The organism is Mesohalobacter halotolerans (genome assembly GCF_006120725.1).
Classification (GTDB): Bacteria; Bacteroidota; Bacteroidia; order Flavobacteriales; family Flavobacteriaceae; genus Psychroflexus; species Psychroflexus halotolerans.
Map to the genome: position 1 here is coordinate 508,530 of NZ_SWMU01000001.1, position 22,151 is coordinate 530,680.

Consider the following 22,151-nt stretch of genomic DNA (forward strand, 5'->3'; position numbering starts at 1 on the left):
ATGAAAACAATTCAATTTAAATTCACATTTTTATTCATTTTAGCCCTCGGGCTTAGTTTTACTTCTTGTGTAGAAGATGATGATTTTGATATCCCAGATATCTCCATCACTGAACCAGAAATTGATGGTGATATAGTAAGCATAAATGCTATTCAAGGGATTATAGAACAAAATGATGGTGAAAACTTTACGATACAAGATAGTATTTACGTTGAAGGCTACGTCATTTCTTCTGACGAGGGAGGAAATTTCTTTGAAGAATTGATTATACAGGATAAACCAGAAAACCCAACCGCAGGTATTCGGATTTCGGTGAATGCTAACCCTTTGTTTACGAAATATAACTTTGGAAGAAAGGTTTATGTAAAAATGGAAGGTTTAACCGTTGGAATCACTAATGGCGTATATGCAATTGGAACAGTTGATGGTAACCGAATTGGACAAATACAAGAAAGCCAAGCCGATGATGTGATCTTAAGAACGTCTGAAACTGCTGAAATCGTGCCATTACCAGTTTCTATTTCTGATTTTTCTAATGAATTAGAAAATCTGTATATCCAATTAAATAATGTACAGTTCCCTAGAAGTAGCGTTTTAGTTGAAGAGCCATTAACCTTTGCTGCAGAACCAACAGACGAATTTGACGGTGAGCGCGTTTTAGAGAGCTGTGACTCCGGAAACACAACCATAGTAAGTACAAGTACTTTTGCAGACTTTAAAACATTATTCTTACCAGCTCAAGCAGGAAGTATGACAGGTGTTTTATCTAGAGATTTTTTCGATGATTTTTATGTTTTTCTTATAAACTCTCCAGAAGATATTAACTTTGACTTAGAGCGTTGCGATCCAGATTTGTTGTTTTGTGATGGTCCTAGTGGCGGTAGCAATACAATTTTTGAAGAAGATTTTGAAGTTGGTAACATCAATGATTTAACAGGTTGGACCAATGTTAATGTCACAGGTGGTAATTTAGATTATATCATCGGTTCTTTCAGCGGTGACTCTTATGCACAAATTTCAGGCTTTAATTCCGGTGAAACAGATTCGGAGGCTTGGTTAGTGACACCTCAAATAGACCTGTCAACTTCAATTGAAGAAGACTTGAGTTTAGAAATTCAAACCAATTTTGATAATGGTGAAATTTTGACCATTTTTATCACTGATAATTTTACTGGAGACCCCACAACAACAGAATGGACACAACTTGACCTTGAAGTCCCAATTGGCCCTGGAAGTGGATTTGGGAGCTTTGAGCCTGTTGGACCGACAAATATTAGTTGTGCCGGTGAAAACGTATGGATTGGGTTCCGATACATCAGTACAGATCCTGATGCCACAACACGTTATCATATTGATGATTTGACAATTACTGGAAACTAAGAAAAACCTAAATTTTAATAATTTTAAAACCTGTCAGTTTTCTCAAACTTGGCAGGTTTTTTTATATCTATTTTTGTATTTTTAAAAGATGGAAATACAATTTTCAAGAATCATTCAAGGCTGTATGACTTGGGGTGTTTGGGGCAAAAACTTCAATACCTCTGAGATGGCAAAGCGTATTTCAGAAAATGTTGACTTGGGGGTCACTTCATTTGATCATGCTGATATTTATGGCAATTACACCACCGAAGAAGCTTTTGGTCATGCATTATCACAAAGCCAAATCAGTAGAGAAAAAATTCAGCTTATTTCTAAATGTGGAATTCAACTTGTGAATGAAAATCGACAGTCTTTTGTAAAACACTATAACTATCAAACCAATTACATTATTAGACAAGCTGAACAGTCACTAAAAAATTTAAAAACTGATTATTTAGATTTGTTTTTACTACATCGCCCGAGTCCCTTAATGCAATCTGATGAAATTTTAGAAGCAGTATCTCAACTCCAAAAACAGGGTAAAATTAAAGCCTTTGGAGTGTCTAATTTTACACCACAGCAAATAGATTTTTTAACTCCGTCAATTGATATTTCAGCCAATCAAATTCAATGTTCACTTACACATTATCAACCTATTGAAGATGACACACTGTTTTATCATCAACAACACAATATTACGACTATGGCGTGGTCACCTTTGGGTGAGAGTTTAAAACTCGGTGAGAATTCTGTGTTAAAGCAAAATCTCAATAAGCTTTCAAAACAATATAATTGCTCAGTTTCTCAATTGGTTTTGGCTTGGCTACTCCATCATCCCGCTCAGATTTATCCCGTTATTGGCACTACCGACTCACAAAGGGTTAAAACAGCTTTTGAAAGCCTTAACATTAGGTTAAAGCATCAAGATTGGTTTAAGCTATATCAGGCTTCAAGAGGTCATGAAGTGGATTAATTTTTTTATAAACAAGTGAAAGTAATAAAAAACTTATTTGATGAAACTGGAATCATTGCAGAAAAGATCAAAAACTGAGGATCACCCAAAAGCTTTAAAGCAGTTTCAAAAATTTGAAAAACTTTTAGATAGTTTATCTCAAAAAGAACTTCCTAAATCTGTTTTAGATGATATCAACCAACAAGTTGACAGTCTAAATCTTAGTCAAGTAGACACTAAAACTTATCACAAAGACCTCAGGAAATCTTATAATGATATTTTAAAACTATTAAAGAAAGAATTAAAAATAGTGCCTAAACACTATTACCGTAATATGTGGCTAGCTGTTGGGATGTCAAGTTTTGGTTTACCTATTGGGGTGGGCTTTGGTTTAGCTTTTGATAATATGGCGTTTTTAGCCATAGGCTTACCGATTGGGATGAGTATAGGCATGGCTTTTGGTTCAGGAATGGATAACAAAGCCAAAGAAGAAGGAAAGCAGCTTGATATTGAAATTTAACGCCTATAACTCAAAACAAGCTAATTATTTGAAGATTTTAATTTGTTTTTGACCTTTTGGGTCAATAGAGGCTCTAAACATACCCGAGGTATTGAAAACCATAGAAATATTGCCATCTTTATCTAAAGCAATAATACCGCCATCTCCTCCTAGATTTTTCAACTTTTTCATCACAACTTCTTCAGCGGCTTGTTGTAGGCTTTTATTTTGATATTCCATCTGTGCAGAAATATCGTGAGCCACAGCCAATCTAATAAAGTATTCACCATGACCTGTTGAAGACACACCACAAGTAGCGTTGTTGGCATAGGTACCGGCACCTATAATCGGCGAATCTCCAATGCGATTCCAGCACTTGTTGGTCATTCCGCCGGTAGAAGTTCCAGCAGCGATATTGCCATTTTGATCTAAAGCGACACAGCCAACTGTGCCAAATTTTTCATCTTCCCAGTTGAGCAAAGCGGTTTTGTTTTGAGCACGTTTTAAAGCTTCTAATCGATCGGGTACTGCAAAATAAGCTGAATCGACAAGCGTGATGCCGCGTTCTTTAGCAAAAACTTGAGCGCCAGCTCCTGAAAGCATGACGTGCTTGGAGTTTTCCATCACCTCATAAGCCAGGTTGATAGGGTTTTTAACATTGGTAACCCCAGCGACAGCTCCGGCATTCAGCGTTTTACCATCCATGATAGAGGCATCGAGTTCGTTATAGCCTTCGTGGTTAAATACCGCACCTTTACCCGAATTGAACAACGGCGAATCTTCGAGAATATTAATAGTTCGCTGCACAGCTTCTATGGCTGTGCCGCCTTTATTTAAAATGTCATGACCTTTAGAAACAGCTTCGTCTAATTTAGCTTTATAGGCATTTTGCTTTTCCTCGTTCATATTGCTTTGTGCCATATAACCAGCACCGCCATGAATAACGATGGCGATGGGGTTCTCTTTTTTAATCTTTTCTGGGTTGTTGTTTTCTGTTTTGGAGGCTTGAGGTTGGTTTTGACAGGCCAAAAAGAAAAAACCAAGAATGGTATATAAAATAAATGTTTTATTCATGAATTTTTTTTATAAAGGTTTAGTTACTAAACTATGGTTTAAAGATAGGATATTTTGAATAAATCTTCTCTATATTTACGCCATGAATCTGATAGATATCATTATTGGCGTCATTCTTATCCTTGGCTTTTACAAAGGCTTTAAAAAAGGTTTTGTATTAGAACTTACCGCTTTATTGGGTCTGATTCTCGGTATTACTGGTGCATTTTACTTATCTAAAGCGCATGGCCTTTACATCGGACAATGGCTAGACTGGGATGACGAATATTTGAGAATTACGACTTTTTTATTGAGTTTTATAGTCATTGTTATCATAGTTTCTCTCATTGGAAAACTCATCACTAAACTTATTGATTTTGTGGCTTTGAGTTTTATCAATAAACTGCTTGGTGGTCTATTTGGCTTGTTAAAGTTTGGTTTGCTCTTAAGTATTTTATTGTTACTCTTTAATGTGATTAATGAACAAGTTGAAATGGTGTCTGAAGAGACTTTAAATGAATCAATAAGCTATCCCATACTCAATCAATTTACAGATATTATTTGGCCTAAATTAGTCGAGATGAGCCAGGAGCAAAAAGAAATGTTGGATAAGCTGCCTAACATATCTGAGTAAAATTTTATAACTCGTCATTATAAGATTTCCTTATTAACTCGGCTTTAGAATTAATTTCTAAGGTCTTGTTTTTTGATGGGGCTTTTTATATTATCAGTAGAGATAAGTGCTGAGATGCTTAACACTTCCAGAAAAAATGGATTAACAAAATAAAGTAGATATTATATTTTAATCCATAGCGATACCACCAAGACAATTATTATAATAATCGCAAATGGAAAAATTGTGTCAAAACTATATTATCGGAATTAACTAGTACTATTCCATTCACGTATTATAATAAGATGGTAAATAATTTTTAAAAATCAGCAATTATATATTTTTATAAATATTTTTAGCAAAATTACTGATTATGAAAAACAAAATACCAATAGCATATCAAATTGATCAACCCATTAAAGCCAATACATATTTAATCAATGGCAAATTAAAAGCCTGGTCAGGTCATATGGCTGATGTAAATTCTTCGATTTCTTCTACTGAAAAATACAAACCAACATATCTGGGTAGTGTTCCCAATCTGGAGGAAAAACAAGGGCTTGAAGCCTTAGATGCTGCTGTGGAAGCTTACGATGAAGGTAAAGGTTTGTGGCCTACAATGCGCGTTAGTGAGCGCATAGATTGTATGGAGAAGTTTGTCAAAAAAATGGAAACCAAACGGGATATTGTAGTCAAGCTCATTATGTGGGAAATTGGGAAAAACCTGACCGACGCCCAAAAAGAATTTGATCGGACGGTTAAATACATCTATGATACCATCGAAGATTACAAAAATATAGACCGCAATGCTGCCAAATTTGAAAAGCATGATGGCGTTTACGCTCATATCAGACGTGGACCATTAGGGGTCGTTCTATGTTTAGGGCCTTACAATTACCCGCTTAATGAAACTTTTGCATTACTGATTCCTGCATTAATTATGGGCAATACAGCAATCTTTAAACCTGCTAAATTTGGGGTTTTACTCATAACACCTTTACTTGAAGCCTTTCAGGAAAGTTTTCCGTCTGGTGTGGTTAATGTCATTTTTGGTCGAGGTCGTGTACTAGCCAGCCCAATTATGCAAACCGGTAAAGTTGATGTTTTGGCTTTAATTGGGAACAGCAAATCTGCTAACGCATTAATTAACCAGCACCCTAAGAGTAACAGGCTAAGATTAGTTTTAGGGCTTGAAGCTAAAAATCCAGCGATTGTTTTACCGCATGCCGATTTAGATTTGGCGGTTAAAGAATGTATTTCTGGAAGTCTATCTTTTAATGGACAACGCTGTACGGCTTTAAAAATCATATACGTTCATAAAGATGTAAAAGAAGAATTTTTAGGAAAATTCAATAAAGCTGTTGATAATGCTACCTTTGGCAATCCCTGGGAAGATACCATGCTTACACCACTTCCAGAGCCGGATAAACCTCAATACATTCAAGAGCTCATTGATGATGCACAAGACAAAGGCGCTAAAATCCTGAATAAAAAAGGTGGACAGCATTTTGATAATTATATCTGGCCTGCTGTGTTGTATCCCGTAACTAAAGATATGAGGGTTTATGAAGAAGAACAATTTGGACCAGTAATTCCTGTAGTATCTTTTACAGACATCAACGAACCTTTAGATGATATGGCCGAATCTAATTATGGACAACAGGTAAGTTTGTTTGGGAAAAATGTAGACGTTCTTGCTCCGCTAATTGACACTTTGGCCAATTTAGTGTGTCGAGTAAACCTCAACAGCTCTTGTCAACGAGGTCCAGATGTCTATCCGTTTACTGGGCGGAAAGACTCTGCAAAATCCACCTTAAGTGTGCATGATGCTTTGCGTTCTTTTTCCATTCGAACCTTCGTGGCCTCTAAGGATAATGAACAAAACCTTGAGATTCTGGAACAGTTGATGGATAAAAAACAATCAAAGTTTATTAGTACCGATTATATTTTATAGTTACACGAATAAGAATCTAGAATCAGATTGACACATACAAATCCTACCGGACTGAAAAGGCATTTGGCCCTATTTCTTGTCTCATAATAATTTGATTGAAAGTGCAATAGTAATTCCCATAGCTGATAATTATCACTTTTTCATTGTTAAGTTTGATCTACTATAAAATCACCACCAGACATAATACTCAAATGGGCTTGAGTCGACTACTACTAAATTGTATTTTAGCAAAGCATAAATTTAATTTACAATGAACGATTTTAAAGATAAAACCGTATTGATTACCGGTGGTTCCAGAGGAATAGGGAAGGCAACCGCACTGGCTTTTGCTGAACAAGGTGCACGAGTCGGTATTAACTTTAAAAGCAACCGTAAGGCTGCTGAAGAAACTTTGGCAGAGTTATCGGGTAAAGGGCATGAGTTATTTCAATTCGATATTTCCAAAAAGGACGCACAACGACAACTTATTGATGATGTTGTATCCAAATTTGATCAACTTGATGTCTCAGTAAATAATGCCGGGATATCTATTGAACACGATGTTGTAGATGATAATCTTGACCATTGGATTTCTGCATTTGAGAACACCTTTCAAACCAATGTATTTGCCGCAGCTAACCTGAGTTTTCTGGCAGCACAACATATGATCAAACACAGAGGCGGCCGAATAGTTAGCATATCTTCCAGAGGAGCCTTTCGTGGAGAACCGACTAAACCGGCTTATGGCGCCAGTAAAGCTGCGTTAAATGCCATGAGCCAATCGCTGGCAAAAAAACTGGCGCCACATCATATTTATGTTGGTGTCGTAGCACCTGGATTTACAGAAACGGATATGGCCACAAAGACTTTAACACCAATAGAACGTGAAAATTTGTTGAGAGAATCGCCGTTTAAACGTATGGCTCAACCTCAAGAAGTGGCTCATGCTATCCTATTTTTAGCCTCCCAAAAAGCAGCTTATGCTTCTGGCAGTATTATTGATGTGAATGGGGCAAGTTACTTGAGAAGTTAATCTTTTAACCTATTTGAATTCCAGATTAAGGTCAAAATTGATCGTAATGAGAGGATCTACTTGTATTGCACCCAATAACTTTCGGGGTGGTTCCATACCAAAATCTTCGATATTTAACTCTAGGCTACCACAATAATTATAATTGTTGATAGTGCTTATTGTGAAAGAATACGAATTGACCTTATGTGCAATTTCAATTTGAGAATGCACTAAAAATTCATCATTACCGACTTCAATTTTTTTGAACTTGATTTTAATGTGAGGATGTTCCTCAGATTCCATTAACTCATTAAAGTCTTTATTAATCAATTTGCCACCACAATCAAAGGCATTACTTTTCAGGTCAATGATTGCATTTTCTAACAGGAATGTGTCGTGTTTATAATCATAAGCAATGACTTGACAACCAGGAGCAATTGCTTTAGAATAACTACAGGTAAAACGATTGACGTTTGAGCTTCCCATGATTGAAATCTGACTTCCTTTTTCGATGTGAATGTCTGCTGTTTCTTTAACGGGCAATAAAAAGCCAAAACTCAAAACAGCGACAAGATGTAATAAGGCTTTCATAATAATAAATTTTAAAAGGGCCTGTAATACTATCAGGCCCTTAAAGGTAACTCAAATTAGAAACTAATAACGGCTTCCATCATTAGGCCATCAAATTCACCGCCGTCCAGTATATCACCAGTTGGAAAATCTGAGTAAGACTGAGTGACATATTCTATCTTGGCTAAAATATTTTTTGTCATAAACCAACCTGCACCAAGTTGCATTCTATCCACGCTAATGTCCATACCTGAAGGATGCTCTCCATCTACATAGCTGTATCTACCACCGATGTAGAAATCTTCGTTAGATCCAAAACGGTATAATAAGTCAGCGGCATAGTGATTATAGGTTCTGCTCGGTGGGTTAGGGCCGAAACCTTTTCCAGTTGAATTTTCGTAAACACCGAAGAACTCAATTCCTTTATATCTAATAAAAGGGTTAATCATAATTGCCGTTAATTCTGTTCCAAAACCTGGATTAACACGACCAGATCTGAAGGCAGATTGTGCAGAAGAACCTTCTTCTTCAAGAACAAGATAATATCTTGATCCAGCTCTATCTCCGTCGTATAAGAAATTCTTTGAAGATTCACCTGTATGATACAAAGATCCGGTCAATCTAAATCTAAAGTCGTCATTGACCTGTTTATCATACCCCAATTTTGCCAGTAGTGATGCTTGTGTGTTTGTTTCTTCTACAGATTGATTGAGTTTACCATTGGTCATACCGACCATCGCTAACCAACCATTGTCGCGGTAATAAGCTTCAAATCCAACTTCAGTTGTAAATGCATCCATTAAATAATTACCTACAAATGGGTTGTAAATGGCTTGTGCATTATCTGTTCTTCTAAAGTGTGCATCACCATAATTAATTTCCATGTGTCCAAACTTGAAAGTTAGTTTCTTCATCCAATCTTCCATAAAGCCTTCTTTAACGAAGTCCAGTTTGTCGATCAAAATATAACCGCCTTTGACCCAAGCTTCAGGGTGGTGACGTGCAGACAGATAAGTTCTCAAGTGCATTCTTACACCATCATACAATTGAACATCAAGGTCTAAGTTTGCTGTAGCCAAGTTAAAGTTATCTCCTAATGGAACTAATGGCACTGCTCCTGAATTCTCATGATTGATGGATTGATACTGAAGTGTTGAAGCTCCACCTATTCTTACTTTTACATTTTCAAAAGTTGTGGCGGTGTCTTTAGGTTCTTCAAAGACATTGATTCCTCTTTGATCTCTTGGTCTAAAGTTATCCAAGTCACGTTTTTGTGCATTTGTTAATTGTGTAACTGCTAATCCAATTAGCAAGAACAACATAGTTTTCATGGTTTTCATAAGTAAAGGGATTTATTTAAAAATTAAGTTGATGTTTACATTGACTTTATCTCCAGTGGTGATTGTGCCAAACAATGCTGCAGGAGGCTCAACCTTATAGTCTAACATATTGATCTCATAAGATAAATTTAGCGCCAACTGATTGTTTTGCTTTGAAATGTCAAATGGGATCTTGACATTCTTGCTTACGCCAGCTATACTCAGCTTACCTGTAGCGTAATATTTATTATCACTTTCCTCTACAGCTGAAGAAGAAAATGAGATTTGTTCATGTTTTTCTTCTTTTAAAGCTTCGTAAGTGTTTTTGTCCATTCTATTCTTACCGCTTTTCATACTTTTTACTGGGACCTCAAAATGGACTGAATTTATTTCGTTAGAGTCTGGTTTCATCACAAGAGTGCTTTTCAATGTTTCAACACTCATCTCCCAGTCGTGTAGATTAGAGGTTCCTTCGATGATGACTTTACTTTCGTTAACGGAAGCCTTATAGGTCTCTTGGGCGAAAGTGAAAGCATTGAACACTAGAATTAATATTAAAACTAAGCTTAACTTAAAGTTTAATGGTTTCATAATTATTGTTTTAAATGTTAATCCAACTAACACTTGTTCACTGTGCAAATATCTGATAGGAATGCGTTTTAATAAATGATGAATATCATATTAGGGTAAAATAGGCTTTTGAAAATCGACGAAAAGCTTTGAAAAACTGCAAAATCAATAATAAAAATATTTTAATATTGAAAATATTTTAATTTTAAGAGTCATGAAGAGATGAATGTTGTCAGATCCACAGATTAAATAATTAGCGTATTGAAACAAATTTGGAGGAATTGTTGTAAAGTCGACAAGGCAGACGAGTATCTTTTTTTGGTATATTTTATGGACATAGCTACAAAAATTTAGCCTCAAATAAAAGAGAAAACCTGCTCAGTGAATCATCATTTAAAAAACATGGCTCAGCCACAAAAAGCAGCTTATGCTTCTGGTAGTATTATTGATGTGAATGGGTCAAGTTACTTGAGAAGTTAGTTTCAAAACACCAGAAAACTTCCCTTAAATTATGTGTAAATCAATACACTAAATCAAACTAGAGTTAAGACTTTTTAAATGTTATTTTATTATTAACTCAGTTTCGGCAGATGAGTTAGCTTGAGAAACTACAACTTTATACGTGCCTTTAGGTAAATAAAAAATACCATTATCTCCCTTTTCAATTGTGATATCTTTTTTTCGAAGTGCTTTTTCCCCTTTGTTTGAAATGGAGAGATTATAAGTCGCAACAGAAACCCCTTTGTCAACTGTTTGGCTCCATTCTTTTAAGGTTTTACCGTCTTCTGTAGTTACTTTAATATTGACATCCCCATTATCCGGAGCGTAAAAATAGATATCTTGCTCCGGTTCATAGTAATCTCCATAGGGATTAAAGTCTTTGCTTCCCCATCGTTTTGAAGCTCTAGTCGTTTTTATTTTACCCAATACAACTTTGCTGAAATTATCAGGATTTAGTTTTTGAAGTAATTCAATCTCTGCCAGATAAATTGAGCGACCGTGTGTGCCGACAATAAGGTCTTTTTCTCTTTTTTGAATCACTAAGTCATGCATGGCGACGTTGGGTAAATCTGTTCCAAAAATTTCCCAAGAATTTCCTCTATTGAAACTAATATACAATCCATTATCGGTACCGGCATATAAAATATTTTCATTTTCAGGGTCTTCTTTAATCACATTTACGGGCGAGGCTGGTATATTGCTTGCTATTGGTTTCCATGTCTCTCCGTAATCTTCTGAAACAAAAATGTAGGGTGTAAAATCGTCCCATCGATAGCCATTAAGGGCAACGAAAACTCTTTTTTTAGCATGAGTAGAAGCAATGACTCTACTCACCCATAAATCTTTTGGGAAAGTATTTGAAATATCAACCCAAGTATTTCCGCCATCTTTAGTAACGTGAACTAGCCCATCATCACTTCCGGCATATATCAACCCAAACTGAAATGGTGACTCTGAAATACTCGTCAAAGTTCCATAAGCCACATTTCCTTTTTTTCCTCCTTTTGTAAGATCTTCTGAAATGGCTTCCCAGTCATCGCCTTGATTCATGCTTCGCATAAGTTTATTTCCACCTAAATACAAGATGTCCTGATTATGAGGACTCAATAAAATTGGGGTTTGCCAGTTAAAACGATAAGGGCTTTCGCCGAGTTCATGTTTGGGTTGTATGTATTTACGATCTTTATTTTTTAGATCTAACCTAAAGTAATTTCCAAACTGGAATCCAGTATATACGATATTACTGTTTCTGTCATCAATTTCAATTTGCATACCGTCTCCTCCCATAATAGATTTATAAGGATATTGTCCACTTTGGTGCCATCTAGAACTTTGAGAATAGTTATGAGGTCCTTTCCAAACACCATTATCTTGAAGACCTCCATAAACATTATAGGGTTTTTCATTATCAACATTAACTGTGTAAAACTGACCTACTGAAGGCTGGTTGTTTTTAATCCAGTTTTTCCCGTCGTCGTAGGAGATGTTGACTCCACCATCATTTCCATCAATCAAATGTCCTGGTCTGTTAGGGTTAATCCATAACGCATGATGGTCTGCATGAACATTTGGTGCCGATATAGATGTAAAGGTTTTACCTGCGTCTTTTGATTTCAAAATAGGAACACCATAAATATAAATACCGTCTTTATCGTTTGGGTCTACATGAATTTTTCCAAAGTAATAACCATAACTGTAATAAATACCGTCAAGGTAACCTTTATGGGTTTTATTCCAAGTTTTACCACCGTCAACACTCTTGTAAACCTCAGCTCCAATTACCGGGGTATCAAACAGCATAGAGTTGGCATCTTCAAGATATTTGGCTACATCTGCAGGTTTAATATCACCATCTTCTACCAAATCTTTAACGTGTTCTGCAGTGTGTTTTTCTTTAAAATTGTTACGGCGTAAGAATTTTTTCAGTTTTTTATTGTCTAAGGCTAAAAGTTCTTCTGAGGACATTGTTTTAAAATCATCTTTCGTTAAAGATTCTTTATCTTCTGAAGATTCTTCTTGGACTCTACGGTTTTGATTGTCATGAATTGCATAAATTGTGTTTTCGTCATATACTGCTAAGCCTATTCTGCCTGTACCATCACCTGTAGGAAAGCCACTATCTGGAGTAGAGATTTTTTCCCAAGTACTACCGGCATCTTTACTTTTATAAATTGCACTTCCAGGTCCGTCACCTCTGAAATTCCAGGCCTTACGGTCTTTATCCCAAGATGAGGCATACATTAAATTGAAATTAGATGGCTCATGCACCATTTCTATGACACCGGACTGGTTATTGACAAAAAGTGTTTTTCGCCATGTTTTGCCGCCATCTTTAGATTTATAAATTCCTCTTTCATCATTTTTTGAATATAGATGGCCTACTGCACTAACCACGATTTCGTCAGGATTATTAGGATTAATGAGTATACTGCTGATGTGATGGCTGTCTACAAGCCCCATATTTTGCCATGTTTTTCCATTATCGCTGGATTTCAACAAACCTATTCCAGCATAACTTGATCGCGATGCATTGACTTCTCCTGTGCCAACCCATATATTCCTGTTCTTCCAATCTACAGCTAGACTTCCTACGTTTTGAGTTGGACTGTTGTCTAAAATGGGTTTGAAAGTTGTCCCATTGTTTGTGGTATGCCACACACCTCCAGAGGCATAACCAACGTAAAACTCGATTGGGTTTTCAGGATTTACGGCTATAGCGGTTACCCTACCGCTCATAACGCTTGGACCGATATTTTTAAAGGGCAGGTTTTTTACAATAGAATTTTTTAGTAATGCTTCTTTTTGCTCTAATGCTTGTTTTATTTGGCTTGCTGAAGTAGAAGGTTGTTGTGCAAAAGTTAAAATTGAAAATAGAATAGAACATAAAAATAATGACGATCTCATGGGTTTCTAAAGTTTTTTAATTGATTTAGAAAGTTATGAAAAAAAGCCATTCATTCCAATGCATTGTCAATTTATAGTTTAATCACAAGGATAGAGAAGGCATAAATCTATTGAAAGCACTTATATTTTAATTTCTTGCATAAACAAATTATCGTACAGACACAAATTTTGAGGTTTTATTGTAAAATCGCCAGGGTAATTTTGCATCTTCTTCGGCATAGTCGATTCCGATTCTTGTACTTTCTGTAATTTCAATAGAAGGATTATCTGTTTTTTCGATCCATATTTCGTCTGAGCATACAGACTTTTTGTTATGATTTTTATTAAGTCCAAGGGCTTGAGAAACGTTTCCAGGTCCTGAAGTCAATGTTTTATCTAGTTTAGGCTTACTTCTTCGCTTTAGCATGTGATCAATACCTAAATTAGGCTCGAAAGCTCTAATTAAAATAGCGTCGGCATTTCCTTTTGAATTTGTCACAATATTAAATAAATGATGAATACCATAACACAAGTAAATGTAAGCAATTCCACCAGGCTCATACATCACTGAAGTCCGTTTGGTAAATCGACCCAAATGTGCATGACAAGCCTTATCGTTTTGTCCTGCATATGCTTCAGTTTCAGTGATAACTCCAGAGGTGATTTGGCTATTAATTTTAGTATAAATTTTATACCCAATCAGTTGACGAGCCAGGTTAACAACATTACCCGATTGAAAAAATTTAGGCTTTAATCTATCTGAAGTCATACAAATCATTATTTTTAAAATTCAATTTCTAAAATATAAATATGCAAAATACAGAAGACCCATTCGTTAAAAAATGGAAAAAAGTAAGAGAAAAAGGCTTATTAAGACACTTAATAACTACAGGTCTGAGTTTTGGTATTTTACTATTTGTAGTATTGACAGCCTGGAATTATTTTGTAACCGATCAAACCTTTACAACGACTTACGACTTTATCGTTCAATTACTGATTTGCATCGTTTTTGGTGGTGGGATATATGCACTTATTACCTGGTTTTTGAATGAATATATTTATAACAAAAAGACAAAAGGAAAATAAATACATAATATTATAGCATGATAGGCGTCTAGTAATATAAGTTAAAGACTATTATGCCACTTTCTTAATTAAATCGAAGCACGGGCATTTCTTACATCGTTTTTTTTCGGACTTTTTGTATTTCTTACAACACTTTTTCTTGACCTTGCCTAAAGCATCGATTCCTTCTTCAGAAAGGTATTTGAGTCTCTTTTCTCTAAGCTTTTTGTTTTTTTTCTTACCCATTAATCACTATAATTATGCAAATATAACTATATGTAATTAATCTAAATAAGCTTAGTTTTAACAAAATCGTACAAAAATGATTTTAATCATTTTGTCGAACATGATATAAAAAATAATTTACTCTATATCTTCAGCTGCAGCAGAATTGATATTTAATTGCTGAATATCTCTATCAAACAAATACAATCCGCCTTTATCATCTCCAATCATATTGACTTTATCAAGAATAGTTCGGGCTGTGGCTTCCTCTTCAATCTGTTCAGAAACATACCACTGTATAAAATTATGGGTTGCATAGTCTTTTTCTTGTAAGGAACTATGAACTAACTCATTGATACTTTGAGATACAGAAATTTCATGCTCAAGAAGCTTTTCAAACATCACCTGAAAGGAAGAAAACTCAACACTTGGGGCTGCAAGTTCTGAGATATGGGCATGACCGCCGCGTTCATTTACAAATTTTATGAGTTTAAGCATGTGTTCACGTTCTTCATCAGAATGGTCGTACATAAAATTTGATATACCTTCAAGTCCTTTTACTTCAGCCCAAACTGCCATAGCGAGATAAACCTGAGACGACTCGGCTTCAATTCTGATTTGCTTATTCAAGGCTTTTTCAATAGATTTTGACAACATAATTTACCGGTTTTATCTTAAAATTTAAGCTGTAAATATAATATTTGTTAATGTAACGGATTGACGATATTACGGGTTAATATTTATTTAAATTGATTCCTTACAATATTAACTGAGTAAAAAAAGAATTAGAATAAAGTACGTCTGACTTCACGATGCAAAAAATAACCAGTCACTAGTGTTGAGATTACATCAGCCAGCGCAAATGAAACCCAAACTCCAAACTCATCATAAAACTTTGGAAGAATAAGCAAAAGCGGAATAAAGAAAAATCCTTGACGTGTCAAAGTTAACAAAAATGCAGGTTTAGCTTTGCCTATAGCTTGAAAATATGCAGAGCCAATCAACTGAATAGATACGATGGGTATAGCAGCAAACACCCAACGCATAGCCGATGGCGTCTGGGCGATGATTTCTGCGTCATCTGTAAATGCTCTGACAATGGGTTCTGCAAAAATCATGATGCTGGCAAAGACAAATAAACCGAGACCAGAAGCGTAAAGAATGGCTTTATTGATACTTTCTCGCACACGTGATTTGAGTTGAGCACCGTAATTATAGCCTGCAATAGGTAAAAACCCTTGAGTAACTCCTAAAACTGGAAATAATGCAAACATTAACATCCGTGCTATGATGGCATAGGTTGTCACGCCAGCTTCTCCACCAAGTTTAAATAAAATATTGTTTAACAATAAATAAGTGACACTAACCACAGCCTGTCTCGCTAAGGTCACAAAACCTAATTCACTAATTTCTCTCAATATATCAGCTTTAATGCCAAAATGTGAAAAACTGATCTTGAGTTCTGAACGTTTTGACAAAAAAAACCAAATGATAAAACTCAAACATAAAGCATAAGAAATGGTACTTGCCCATGCCGCACCATGCATACCCATATCGAAACCTTTAATTAAAATAAAATCTAAACTTAAATTGCCAACGGATGGAATAATCATAGCAATCATAGCAAACATGGGCTTACCTTCTGCTCGGATAACGGTATTGCCCATCATACACAAAGCTAGCAGCGGAACGCCGTAAAGCACAATCTGATAGTAAATTTTGGCTAAGGGAAATATATCACCTTTACCGCCAAAAGCTGGTATCAAATCGTTTACAAATATCAAACCTACAGATACTAAACTAATAGTGAGTAGCAGGGTGATAGTGATTTGATTACCAAAAGTAGTTAAGGCTTTGTCTTTATTGTTTGCTCCCAAAGCCCTTGAGATGATTGAAGACCCGCCAATACCAATAGCCATACCGAGTGCTGCTATAAAAAAGGAAACGGGTAAGACTACATTTATGGCTGCAATGGCAACAGAGCCTATCCAATTTCCGACTAAAATGGTATCAACCAAAATATTGATAGACATTACCAAAATACCAATAGAGGCTGGTACGGACTGTTTTATCAATAATTTACCGATGGGTTTTTTGCCTAATTCTGTAGAGCTTAGGCTTCTCATGCTGTTTGTGGATTTGGTTGTTCTTGTGTAGCCCACTCGTCTATCCAACGGCTAAGTGTTTTTACCCAGTCTTGCCTATCGTTTAAACATGGGATAAATGTAAAGTTTTTACCTCCATTTTCATGAAATATTTCTTCGCCTTCCATAGCGATTTCTTCTAAGGTTTCTAAACAATCTGAAACAAATGCTGGTGTCACTATAGCCATATTTTTTGTCCCTTCAAGAGCCAATTTCTCAATTGTTCTATCGGTGTATGGTTTTAACCAAGGATCAAAACCCAATCGGGATTGAAACGAGGTGCTGTAAGTCCCTTCTTTTAAGTCTAGGGTTTGAGCCACAAGTCGAGTAGTTTCATAACATTGATGGCGATAACAAAATTGATGAGCTTTAGATGGGATTTGACAACAGCTGCCATCAATTTTACAATGTGATTTAGTGATATCACTTTTTCTGATATGTCGTTCAGGCACACCGTGATAACTAAACAATAAATGGTCGTAATTTAAATTTCTAATTTTTTCGTAGATACTGGCAGACAACACATTGACATAATCCGGATGGTTGTAAAATGGCGGAACAGTTGTCAAAGACATTTCTGGAAAATGTTCATCTCTAAGTTGCTCTGTTAAGACCAAAATGGTTTCAGTAGTGGCCATCGCAAATTGAGGATACAAAGGCAAAAGCAAAACTTCATCTACGCCTTTATCGTGCAATTCTTGTAAACCTTGGTGGATTGATGGTTCGCCATATCGCATAGCTAGAGCGATAGGGATTTGGGTGTATTCATCAACTCTTTCTTGAAGCCTTTCTGATAATACAATCAATGGTGAGCCTTCATCCCACCATATTTTTTTATAAGCTTTTGCCGATTGTTTTGGTCGTGTATTGAGAATAATCCCTTTAACTAAAATAGCTCTTAAAACATAGGGCAAATCTATCACGCGTTCATCCATTAAAAATTCGCCCAAATAGCGTTTAACATCTTTGGGGTCAGTCGATTTAGGAGAACCTAGATTTACCATCAAAACACCTTTCATATATATTGTGATTTTATTTTATAAAAATTATATTTCCTCAAATATTCTTTGTTTTATGTTGAAGCACTGCGGCTATCATTCAGCATAAACTGAAGTCAAAAATCATTTACATCTCGGCTCCGCTCGATGTTCAAACATTATCTCGACTACGCTCGATGTTGAGATGACTCCATAATTCCAATCGATATTTAAGCAATTATATTAACTTACTTTATCAAATGAAACTTTATCACTTCAAGTAATCACAAATACCAGTCTTCAGTTTGGTAAATGAAATGAGATGAAATTGATTTAATTTCACTTTATAATTTTGTTCAAAGTTAAAACATGACCAGCGAACAATCATTAAATAAAAATGAATGTTTACAAAAAGAAATTCCAAACCAGCCCAAACCGAATCACAGCATCGCGATAGGGATAATTTGGGGCAGAAAAACTGGTGTTGGTTTCAAAAAGTGTGGTCAAATTTTCATATTTAAAATATATCCGCGCCTGCCTGACTTTAATATTAAAGAAAAAATCAACGGTGTAAAAGTTGTCGAGTTCTTCAAAATCTTGCACAACAAATTCAGCTAAAATCGGGTCATAAGCATTGGCATTATAGCCTGTAAAGAATTTAAAATTGAATCCGGTTTGTAAGAATAAAGCTTTTTTAAACCAACGATCCGTATAAAATAGTGTTTGACGCGTCACCAGATCAGGCACTCTAAAAACATCTTTGCCGTCTAAAACATTTTGATACATAATGGTGTTGGCAAGAGAAAACTTACCGTATTTTAAAGTTTTTTCAAATTTTAACTTCAAATATCTGACCTCGCTATCAGATTGAAATGGCCTGACTAAAGAATCTGCTAAGGGTTCGGGATTGGGGTTATCTATAAAACCAAAATAGGCATAATCTTGGATTTGAGTGATTGAAGCGTCTAGGTTTCCAAATTTTTTAGATGCCAGCTCTGCTTGTAAATATTGAGTTTTAACGTTATCAAAATCGTTAAACCAATTGTAGTTCTGATAATCACTTTGGTTTAAAAGTTTATTGTAATTTGGAGCATGTGAGTTGATATTCAAGCGTGCTGTGGCTTTCAAATCTTTTGAAAATTGATAATCAGCTTGGGTTTTGATATAATTGCCTTCAAAGTCACCCGAATAGTTATACTGAATATCACCTTGTAGTTTGAATTGTCCAATTTTTCCAAAATAAGATCCACCAACAGCTAAAATTTCACCCTGAAGCCGATTAGGGACTATACCTTGATCACCTACAAAAACCGAATTGTACCCGTAATTGTAATCGCTGTGAGAAGCATTAAATTCAAAAATACCCAGAGGATTAATCTGATAGCTTACTCCTAAGGTATTGGTCACATCTTGAAATTCAACTTCGGTGTTGAGGTTTTGGGTTTCTAAAGGTATACCAAACAAATCGGAGGCTTCAGTTTGTTCATAACGAAATGTTTTATCTTTAAAAAGCAATTGATGCTTCAGCTTGATTTGTCCATTTTGAGTAGAGTCATTACCTTTTCTGAGTTTATAAAATTGATCAACCAAAAATCGTCGACCTACAAATTTGTTTTCGGCATCTTGAAATTGAACATCCAAAGATGGTCTGTTTTCAAATTCTGGATCGCCGTTTATAAATTGTTGTTTTGCTGTTGGCGTGAGTCCGCCATTTTCTTCGATAGTAAAATCTTGTGAAGTGAAATGGGTTTTTAAGTGATAGCGATCATTTTTTGTGCTGTAAGCCACACCTACCCTAAAATGCCCGTTAGATGTACTAGAATGTAAATATTTACCTAAAGATCTTAAACCTTTGTAGGCGATATAAAAGTTAAATCGTTTTGTAAAGTTACTAGTAAAAGATGCGTCCAAATTTTGCCCTTGTTCAAAAGTAGTCTTAAAATACAAATCGGTATAAGGCGTTGGCACGTAAAAGTGATTGATGTCTTCTGCTTCCAAGTAATAAAATCGCCGGGCTTGAGCCCCAAATTGGGGTCTGAGGTTTACTTCATCAAACGTATAACCTAAACTGTTGTACGTTTGCCCAATATTGTGAAACGGTAAAAGTTCGAAATCATCTTTACGCAGGTAATTGTATTTGTAGGCCTTTTGGATGGTTAAATTTGTATCAGCAATGATTGTATCATTTTTTGACGTAATGATTTTGTATTGGTCTATCGGTGGACGTTCTTTGGTTTCTTCAACTGATTGAGTATTTTCTACATTTTGATTAGTATTGCTTTGGCTCCTACCCGAATCCATCCGTCTTAATTCACGCACTTGTGAGGCTACGTGCAAAGTAGAACACAAAAAGAAAAAAAGTAAAAGCTGTTTCATTAAAACCCACTAATTCTGTACAAAAGTATCATTTTTTCAATGAACTTTTATACTTTTAAGTTTTTGAATAAAGCAAAAAATCTCGGCTTATTGAAAAACTCAAAAACCATAGAACACTATTTTAAACGTTTTGTGCCATCGCCATTTAGTATTGCCGTGATATTGACGATTGTTGTCATGCTTTGGGTAAGTTTGAGTATGACCTCTGGCAATGTATCTCAAAATTTTATTAAGGTTTTAAGTTATTGGGAAAACGGCATTTGGAACGAAAGTCTGTTGGTGTTTGCATATCAAATGATGTTGATTTTGGTCTTAGGACATATTTTAGTGCTAAGCCAACCCATGCAAAAACTGCTTGACGTCCTAACGGCACCCATTAACTCTACAGCAAAAGCTGTCGTGATTGTAAGTGTTTCTACTATGCTCATGGCATTTTTCAATTGGGGTTTAGGTTTGATTTTTGGAGCCATTCTGGTTCGTAAAATTGGGGAATCCTGTGCTGAAAGGGGTTTTAAACTTAATTATCCTTTACTCGGTGCATCAGGCTATATTGGTCTTATGGTTTGGCATGGTGGTTTAAGCGGTTCAGCACCTTTAAAAGTTGCAGAAAGTGGGCATTTAGCAAGTTTAAGTCCATTGGCTGTACCCGATTTTTTAGCTACTGCTGAGACCATTTTAAGTTTTGAAAATCTTTTAATATTTGGCTTACTCCTCTTGTTGATGCCTTTGCTGTTTTTGGTATTACACTCTAGGTCAAAATCGGTTGTGGATATTGATCTTTCTATATCTAAGGTAAACTCAACACTCAATTATCAAGACATTATAAAATTTGAAAAAATTCGCTGGCCTGCTACTCTTTTTGGTGGTATAGTGCTGTTGACTTTTGCAATTCAATATAAAGAATACTTTTTAGACTTCAGGCTGACACCTAATATGCTTAATTTTTTAATGTTGGGCTTGGCGTTTATCTTACATGGCAATTTTTATCAGTTTCTAAAGGCCTTAAAAATTTCAATTAGCGATGTGAGCGGTATTTTAATTCAATTCCCATTATATTTTGGAATTATGGGTGTGATGAAAGACAGTGGTTTGGCCATCAATATTGCTGAGTTTTTTGTGAGTATTTCAACGACAGAAACCTTACCTATATTCACATTTATGAGCGCAGGATTACTCAACATTTTTGTGCCTAGTGGCGGTGGGCAATGGGTAATTCAAGGCCCGATCATTATTGAGTCTTCTCATCAATTGCAAGTGCCTTTGCCCAAAATGCTGATGGCGATGGCCTATGGAGACCAAATCACAAACATGCTTCAACCATTTTGGGCTTTGCCTTTACTGGCCATAACCAAGCTTAAAGCTTATCAAATTCTACCTTTCACGTTTTGGATGTTTTTGATTGGTAGCTTGATTTTTATTTTTGGATTGGTATTTATTTTTTAAGCTCATGGTATTTCTCACCTCAGAATTGTGGTTTCCACATCCTAGACATGCTGATGAATCTGGAATTTTGGCCGTTGGTGGCGACTTGTCTGCTGAGCGGTTAATCTTGGCATACCGCAATGGGATTTTTCCATGGTATAACGAAAACGAACCTATTTTGTGGTGGTCACCAGAAGAGCGCATGGTGTTGTTCCCTGAAAAACTTCATATTTCAAAATCTATGCGACCGCTCTTAAATCAAAAAAAGTTTGAAGTGACATTTAATCAAGCTTTTGAGCAAGTGATTAAAGCTTGTGCAGCAACACCTCGTAAAGGACAAAATGGGACTTGGTTAAGTGACCAAATGATGAACGCTTATATTAATTTACATCAAAAGGGATATGCACATTCTGTTGAAGCTTGGCAAGACAATGAACTCGTTGGGGGTTTATATGGGATTTACCTCAAATCTTACGGTGTCTTTTGTGGTGAAAGTATGTTTGCACATCAAAGTAATGCTTCTAAATATGCTTTCATTAAAATGATAGAATATTATAAAAGTAAAGGACTTAAACTTGTAGACTGTCAAATCTATACTCGACATTTAGAGCGACTAGGTGCTGAGACAATAGATAGAAAGCGGTTTTTAAACTTCTTGAAGTAATTCTTTAGCCTAAT

At 35.7% G+C, this 22,151-nt stretch carries 19 protein-coding genes; 9 read left to right on the forward strand and 10 right to left on the reverse strand.

Going from position 1 to position 22,151, the window contains the following annotated elements:
* The 3 genes from FCN74_RS02405 to FCN74_RS02415 all read left to right on the forward strand — a co-directional run bounded on the left by FCN74_RS02405 (nucleotide 1) and on the right by FCN74_RS02415 (nucleotide 2,831).
* On the forward strand, nucleotides 1–1,380 hold the full coding sequence (locus FCN74_RS02405) for a DUF5689 domain-containing protein (protein ID WP_138930994.1): 1,380 nt from the start codon (nucleotides 1–3) through the stop codon (nucleotides 1,378–1,380).
* Between the two features lie 88 nt (nucleotides 1,381–1,468).
* Nucleotides 1,469–2,332, forward strand: a complete 864-nt coding sequence (locus tag FCN74_RS02410; protein WP_171047094.1) for an aldo/keto reductase — start codon at nucleotides 1,469–1,471, stop codon at nucleotides 2,330–2,332.
* A 40-nt stretch (nucleotides 2,333–2,372) separates the two neighbouring features.
* Entirely contained in the window at nucleotides 2,373–2,831 is a 459-nt protein-coding gene (locus tag FCN74_RS02415; RefSeq protein ID WP_138930995.1) for a hypothetical protein, read from the forward strand.
* Nucleotides 2,832–2,855: 24 nt separating this feature from the next.
* Here FCN74_RS02415 and FCN74_RS02420 read toward each other — a convergent pair whose 3' ends face one another.
* Nucleotides 2,856–3,884, reverse strand: coding sequence for an isoaspartyl peptidase/L-asparaginase family protein (locus tag FCN74_RS02420; protein WP_138930996.1), 1,029 nt, complete (start codon nucleotides 3,882–3,884; stop codon nucleotides 2,856–2,858).
* 82 nt (nucleotides 3,885–3,966) lie between these two features.
* Here FCN74_RS02420 and FCN74_RS02425 point away from each other — a divergent pair, with 82 nt between their 5' ends.
* From FCN74_RS02425 to FCN74_RS02435, 3 genes are all read left to right on the forward strand, one after another.
* Nucleotides 3,967–4,497: a CvpA family protein gene (locus FCN74_RS02425; RefSeq protein WP_138930997.1), complete on the forward strand. Its 531-nt coding sequence runs from the start codon at nucleotides 3,967–3,969 to the stop codon at nucleotides 4,495–4,497.
* Nucleotides 4,498–4,849: 352 nt separating this feature from the next.
* Nucleotides 4,850–6,430, forward strand: a complete 1,581-nt coding sequence (locus tag FCN74_RS02430; protein ID WP_138930998.1) for an NADP-dependent glyceraldehyde-3-phosphate dehydrogenase — start codon at nucleotides 4,850–4,852, stop codon at nucleotides 6,428–6,430.
* A 250-nt stretch (nucleotides 6,431–6,680) separates the two neighbouring features.
* Nucleotides 6,681–7,442, forward strand: coding sequence for an SDR family NAD(P)-dependent oxidoreductase (locus FCN74_RS02435; RefSeq protein ID WP_138930999.1), 762 nt, complete (start codon nucleotides 6,681–6,683; stop codon nucleotides 7,440–7,442).
* A gap of 9 nt (nucleotides 7,443–7,451) precedes the next feature.
* On the opposite strand, the gene FCN74_RS02440 is transcribed toward FCN74_RS02435, so the two are convergent.
* The 5 genes from FCN74_RS02440 to FCN74_RS02460 all read right to left on the reverse strand — a co-directional run bounded on the left by FCN74_RS02440 (nucleotide 7,452) and on the right by FCN74_RS02460 (nucleotide 14,033).
* Nucleotides 7,452–8,012, reverse strand: a complete 561-nt coding sequence (locus FCN74_RS02440; RefSeq protein ID WP_138931000.1) for a hypothetical protein — start codon at nucleotides 8,010–8,012, stop codon at nucleotides 7,452–7,454.
* 56 nt (nucleotides 8,013–8,068) lie between these two features.
* Nucleotides 8,069–9,331 carry a hypothetical protein gene (locus FCN74_RS02445; RefSeq protein WP_138931001.1) on the reverse strand — a complete coding sequence of 421 codons (1,263 nt, stop codon included), beginning with the start codon at nucleotides 9,329–9,331 and terminating at the stop codon, nucleotides 8,069–8,071.
* Between the two features lie 12 nt (nucleotides 9,332–9,343).
* Nucleotides 9,344–9,901 carry a YceI family protein gene (locus FCN74_RS02450; protein WP_138931002.1) on the reverse strand — a complete coding sequence of 186 codons (558 nt, stop codon included), beginning with the start codon at nucleotides 9,899–9,901 and terminating at the stop codon, nucleotides 9,344–9,346.
* 540 nt (nucleotides 9,902–10,441) lie between these two features.
* The gene (locus FCN74_RS02455; protein ID WP_138931003.1) at nucleotides 10,442–13,285 is read right to left on the reverse strand and encodes a VPS10 domain-containing protein; all 2,844 of its coding nucleotides are present in this window, start codon (nucleotides 13,283–13,285) and stop codon (nucleotides 10,442–10,444) included.
* A 148-nt stretch (nucleotides 13,286–13,433) separates the two neighbouring features.
* Nucleotides 13,434–14,033: a DNA-3-methyladenine glycosylase gene (locus FCN74_RS02460; protein ID WP_138931004.1), complete on the reverse strand. Its 600-nt coding sequence runs from the start codon at nucleotides 14,031–14,033 to the stop codon at nucleotides 13,434–13,436.
* A gap of 41 nt (nucleotides 14,034–14,074) precedes the next feature.
* Between FCN74_RS02460 and FCN74_RS02465 the strand changes: the two genes are divergently transcribed.
* Entirely contained in the window at nucleotides 14,075–14,350 is a 276-nt protein-coding gene (locus tag FCN74_RS02465) for a hypothetical protein (protein WP_138931005.1), read from the forward strand.
* Nucleotides 14,351–14,692: 342 nt separating this feature from the next.
* On the opposite strand, the gene FCN74_RS02470 is transcribed toward FCN74_RS02465, so the two are convergent.
* The 4 genes from FCN74_RS02470 to FCN74_RS02485 all read right to left on the reverse strand — a co-directional run bounded on the left by FCN74_RS02470 (nucleotide 14,693) and on the right by FCN74_RS02485 (nucleotide 20,051).
* Nucleotides 14,693–15,211, reverse strand: coding sequence for a ferritin (locus FCN74_RS02470; protein WP_138931006.1), 519 nt, complete (start codon nucleotides 15,209–15,211; stop codon nucleotides 14,693–14,695).
* A 128-nt stretch (nucleotides 15,212–15,339) separates the two neighbouring features.
* On the reverse strand, nucleotides 15,340–16,680 hold the full coding sequence (locus FCN74_RS02475) for an MATE family efflux transporter (RefSeq protein WP_138931007.1): 1,341 nt from the start codon (nucleotides 16,678–16,680) through the stop codon (nucleotides 15,340–15,342).
* Nucleotides 16,677–17,717: a ferrochelatase gene (gene hemH / locus FCN74_RS02480; protein ID WP_138931008.1), complete on the reverse strand. Its 1,041-nt coding sequence runs from the start codon at nucleotides 17,715–17,717 to the stop codon at nucleotides 16,677–16,679. The genes FCN74_RS02475 and hemH overlap by 4 nt, the downstream gene beginning before the upstream one ends.
* A gap of 363 nt (nucleotides 17,718–18,080) precedes the next feature.
* Nucleotides 18,081–20,051 carry a putative porin gene (locus FCN74_RS02485; protein ID WP_138931009.1) on the reverse strand — a complete coding sequence of 657 codons (1,971 nt, stop codon included), beginning with the start codon at nucleotides 20,049–20,051 and terminating at the stop codon, nucleotides 18,081–18,083.
* Between the two features lie 90 nt (nucleotides 20,052–20,141).
* Here FCN74_RS02485 and FCN74_RS02490 point away from each other — a divergent pair, with 90 nt between their 5' ends.
* Both FCN74_RS02490 and aat read left to right on the forward strand, forming a co-directional pair.
* A complete protein-coding gene (locus FCN74_RS02490; protein WP_246062536.1) occupies nucleotides 20,142–21,494 on the forward strand; it encodes a TIGR00366 family protein in 1,353 nt (450 codons plus the stop codon).
* Entirely contained in the window at nucleotides 21,472–22,137 is a 666-nt protein-coding gene (aat, locus tag FCN74_RS02495) for a leucyl/phenylalanyl-tRNA--protein transferase (protein ID WP_394348017.1), read from the forward strand. The genes FCN74_RS02490 and aat overlap by 23 nt, the downstream gene beginning before the upstream one ends.
* Nucleotides 22,138–22,151: the final 14 nt, after the last annotated feature.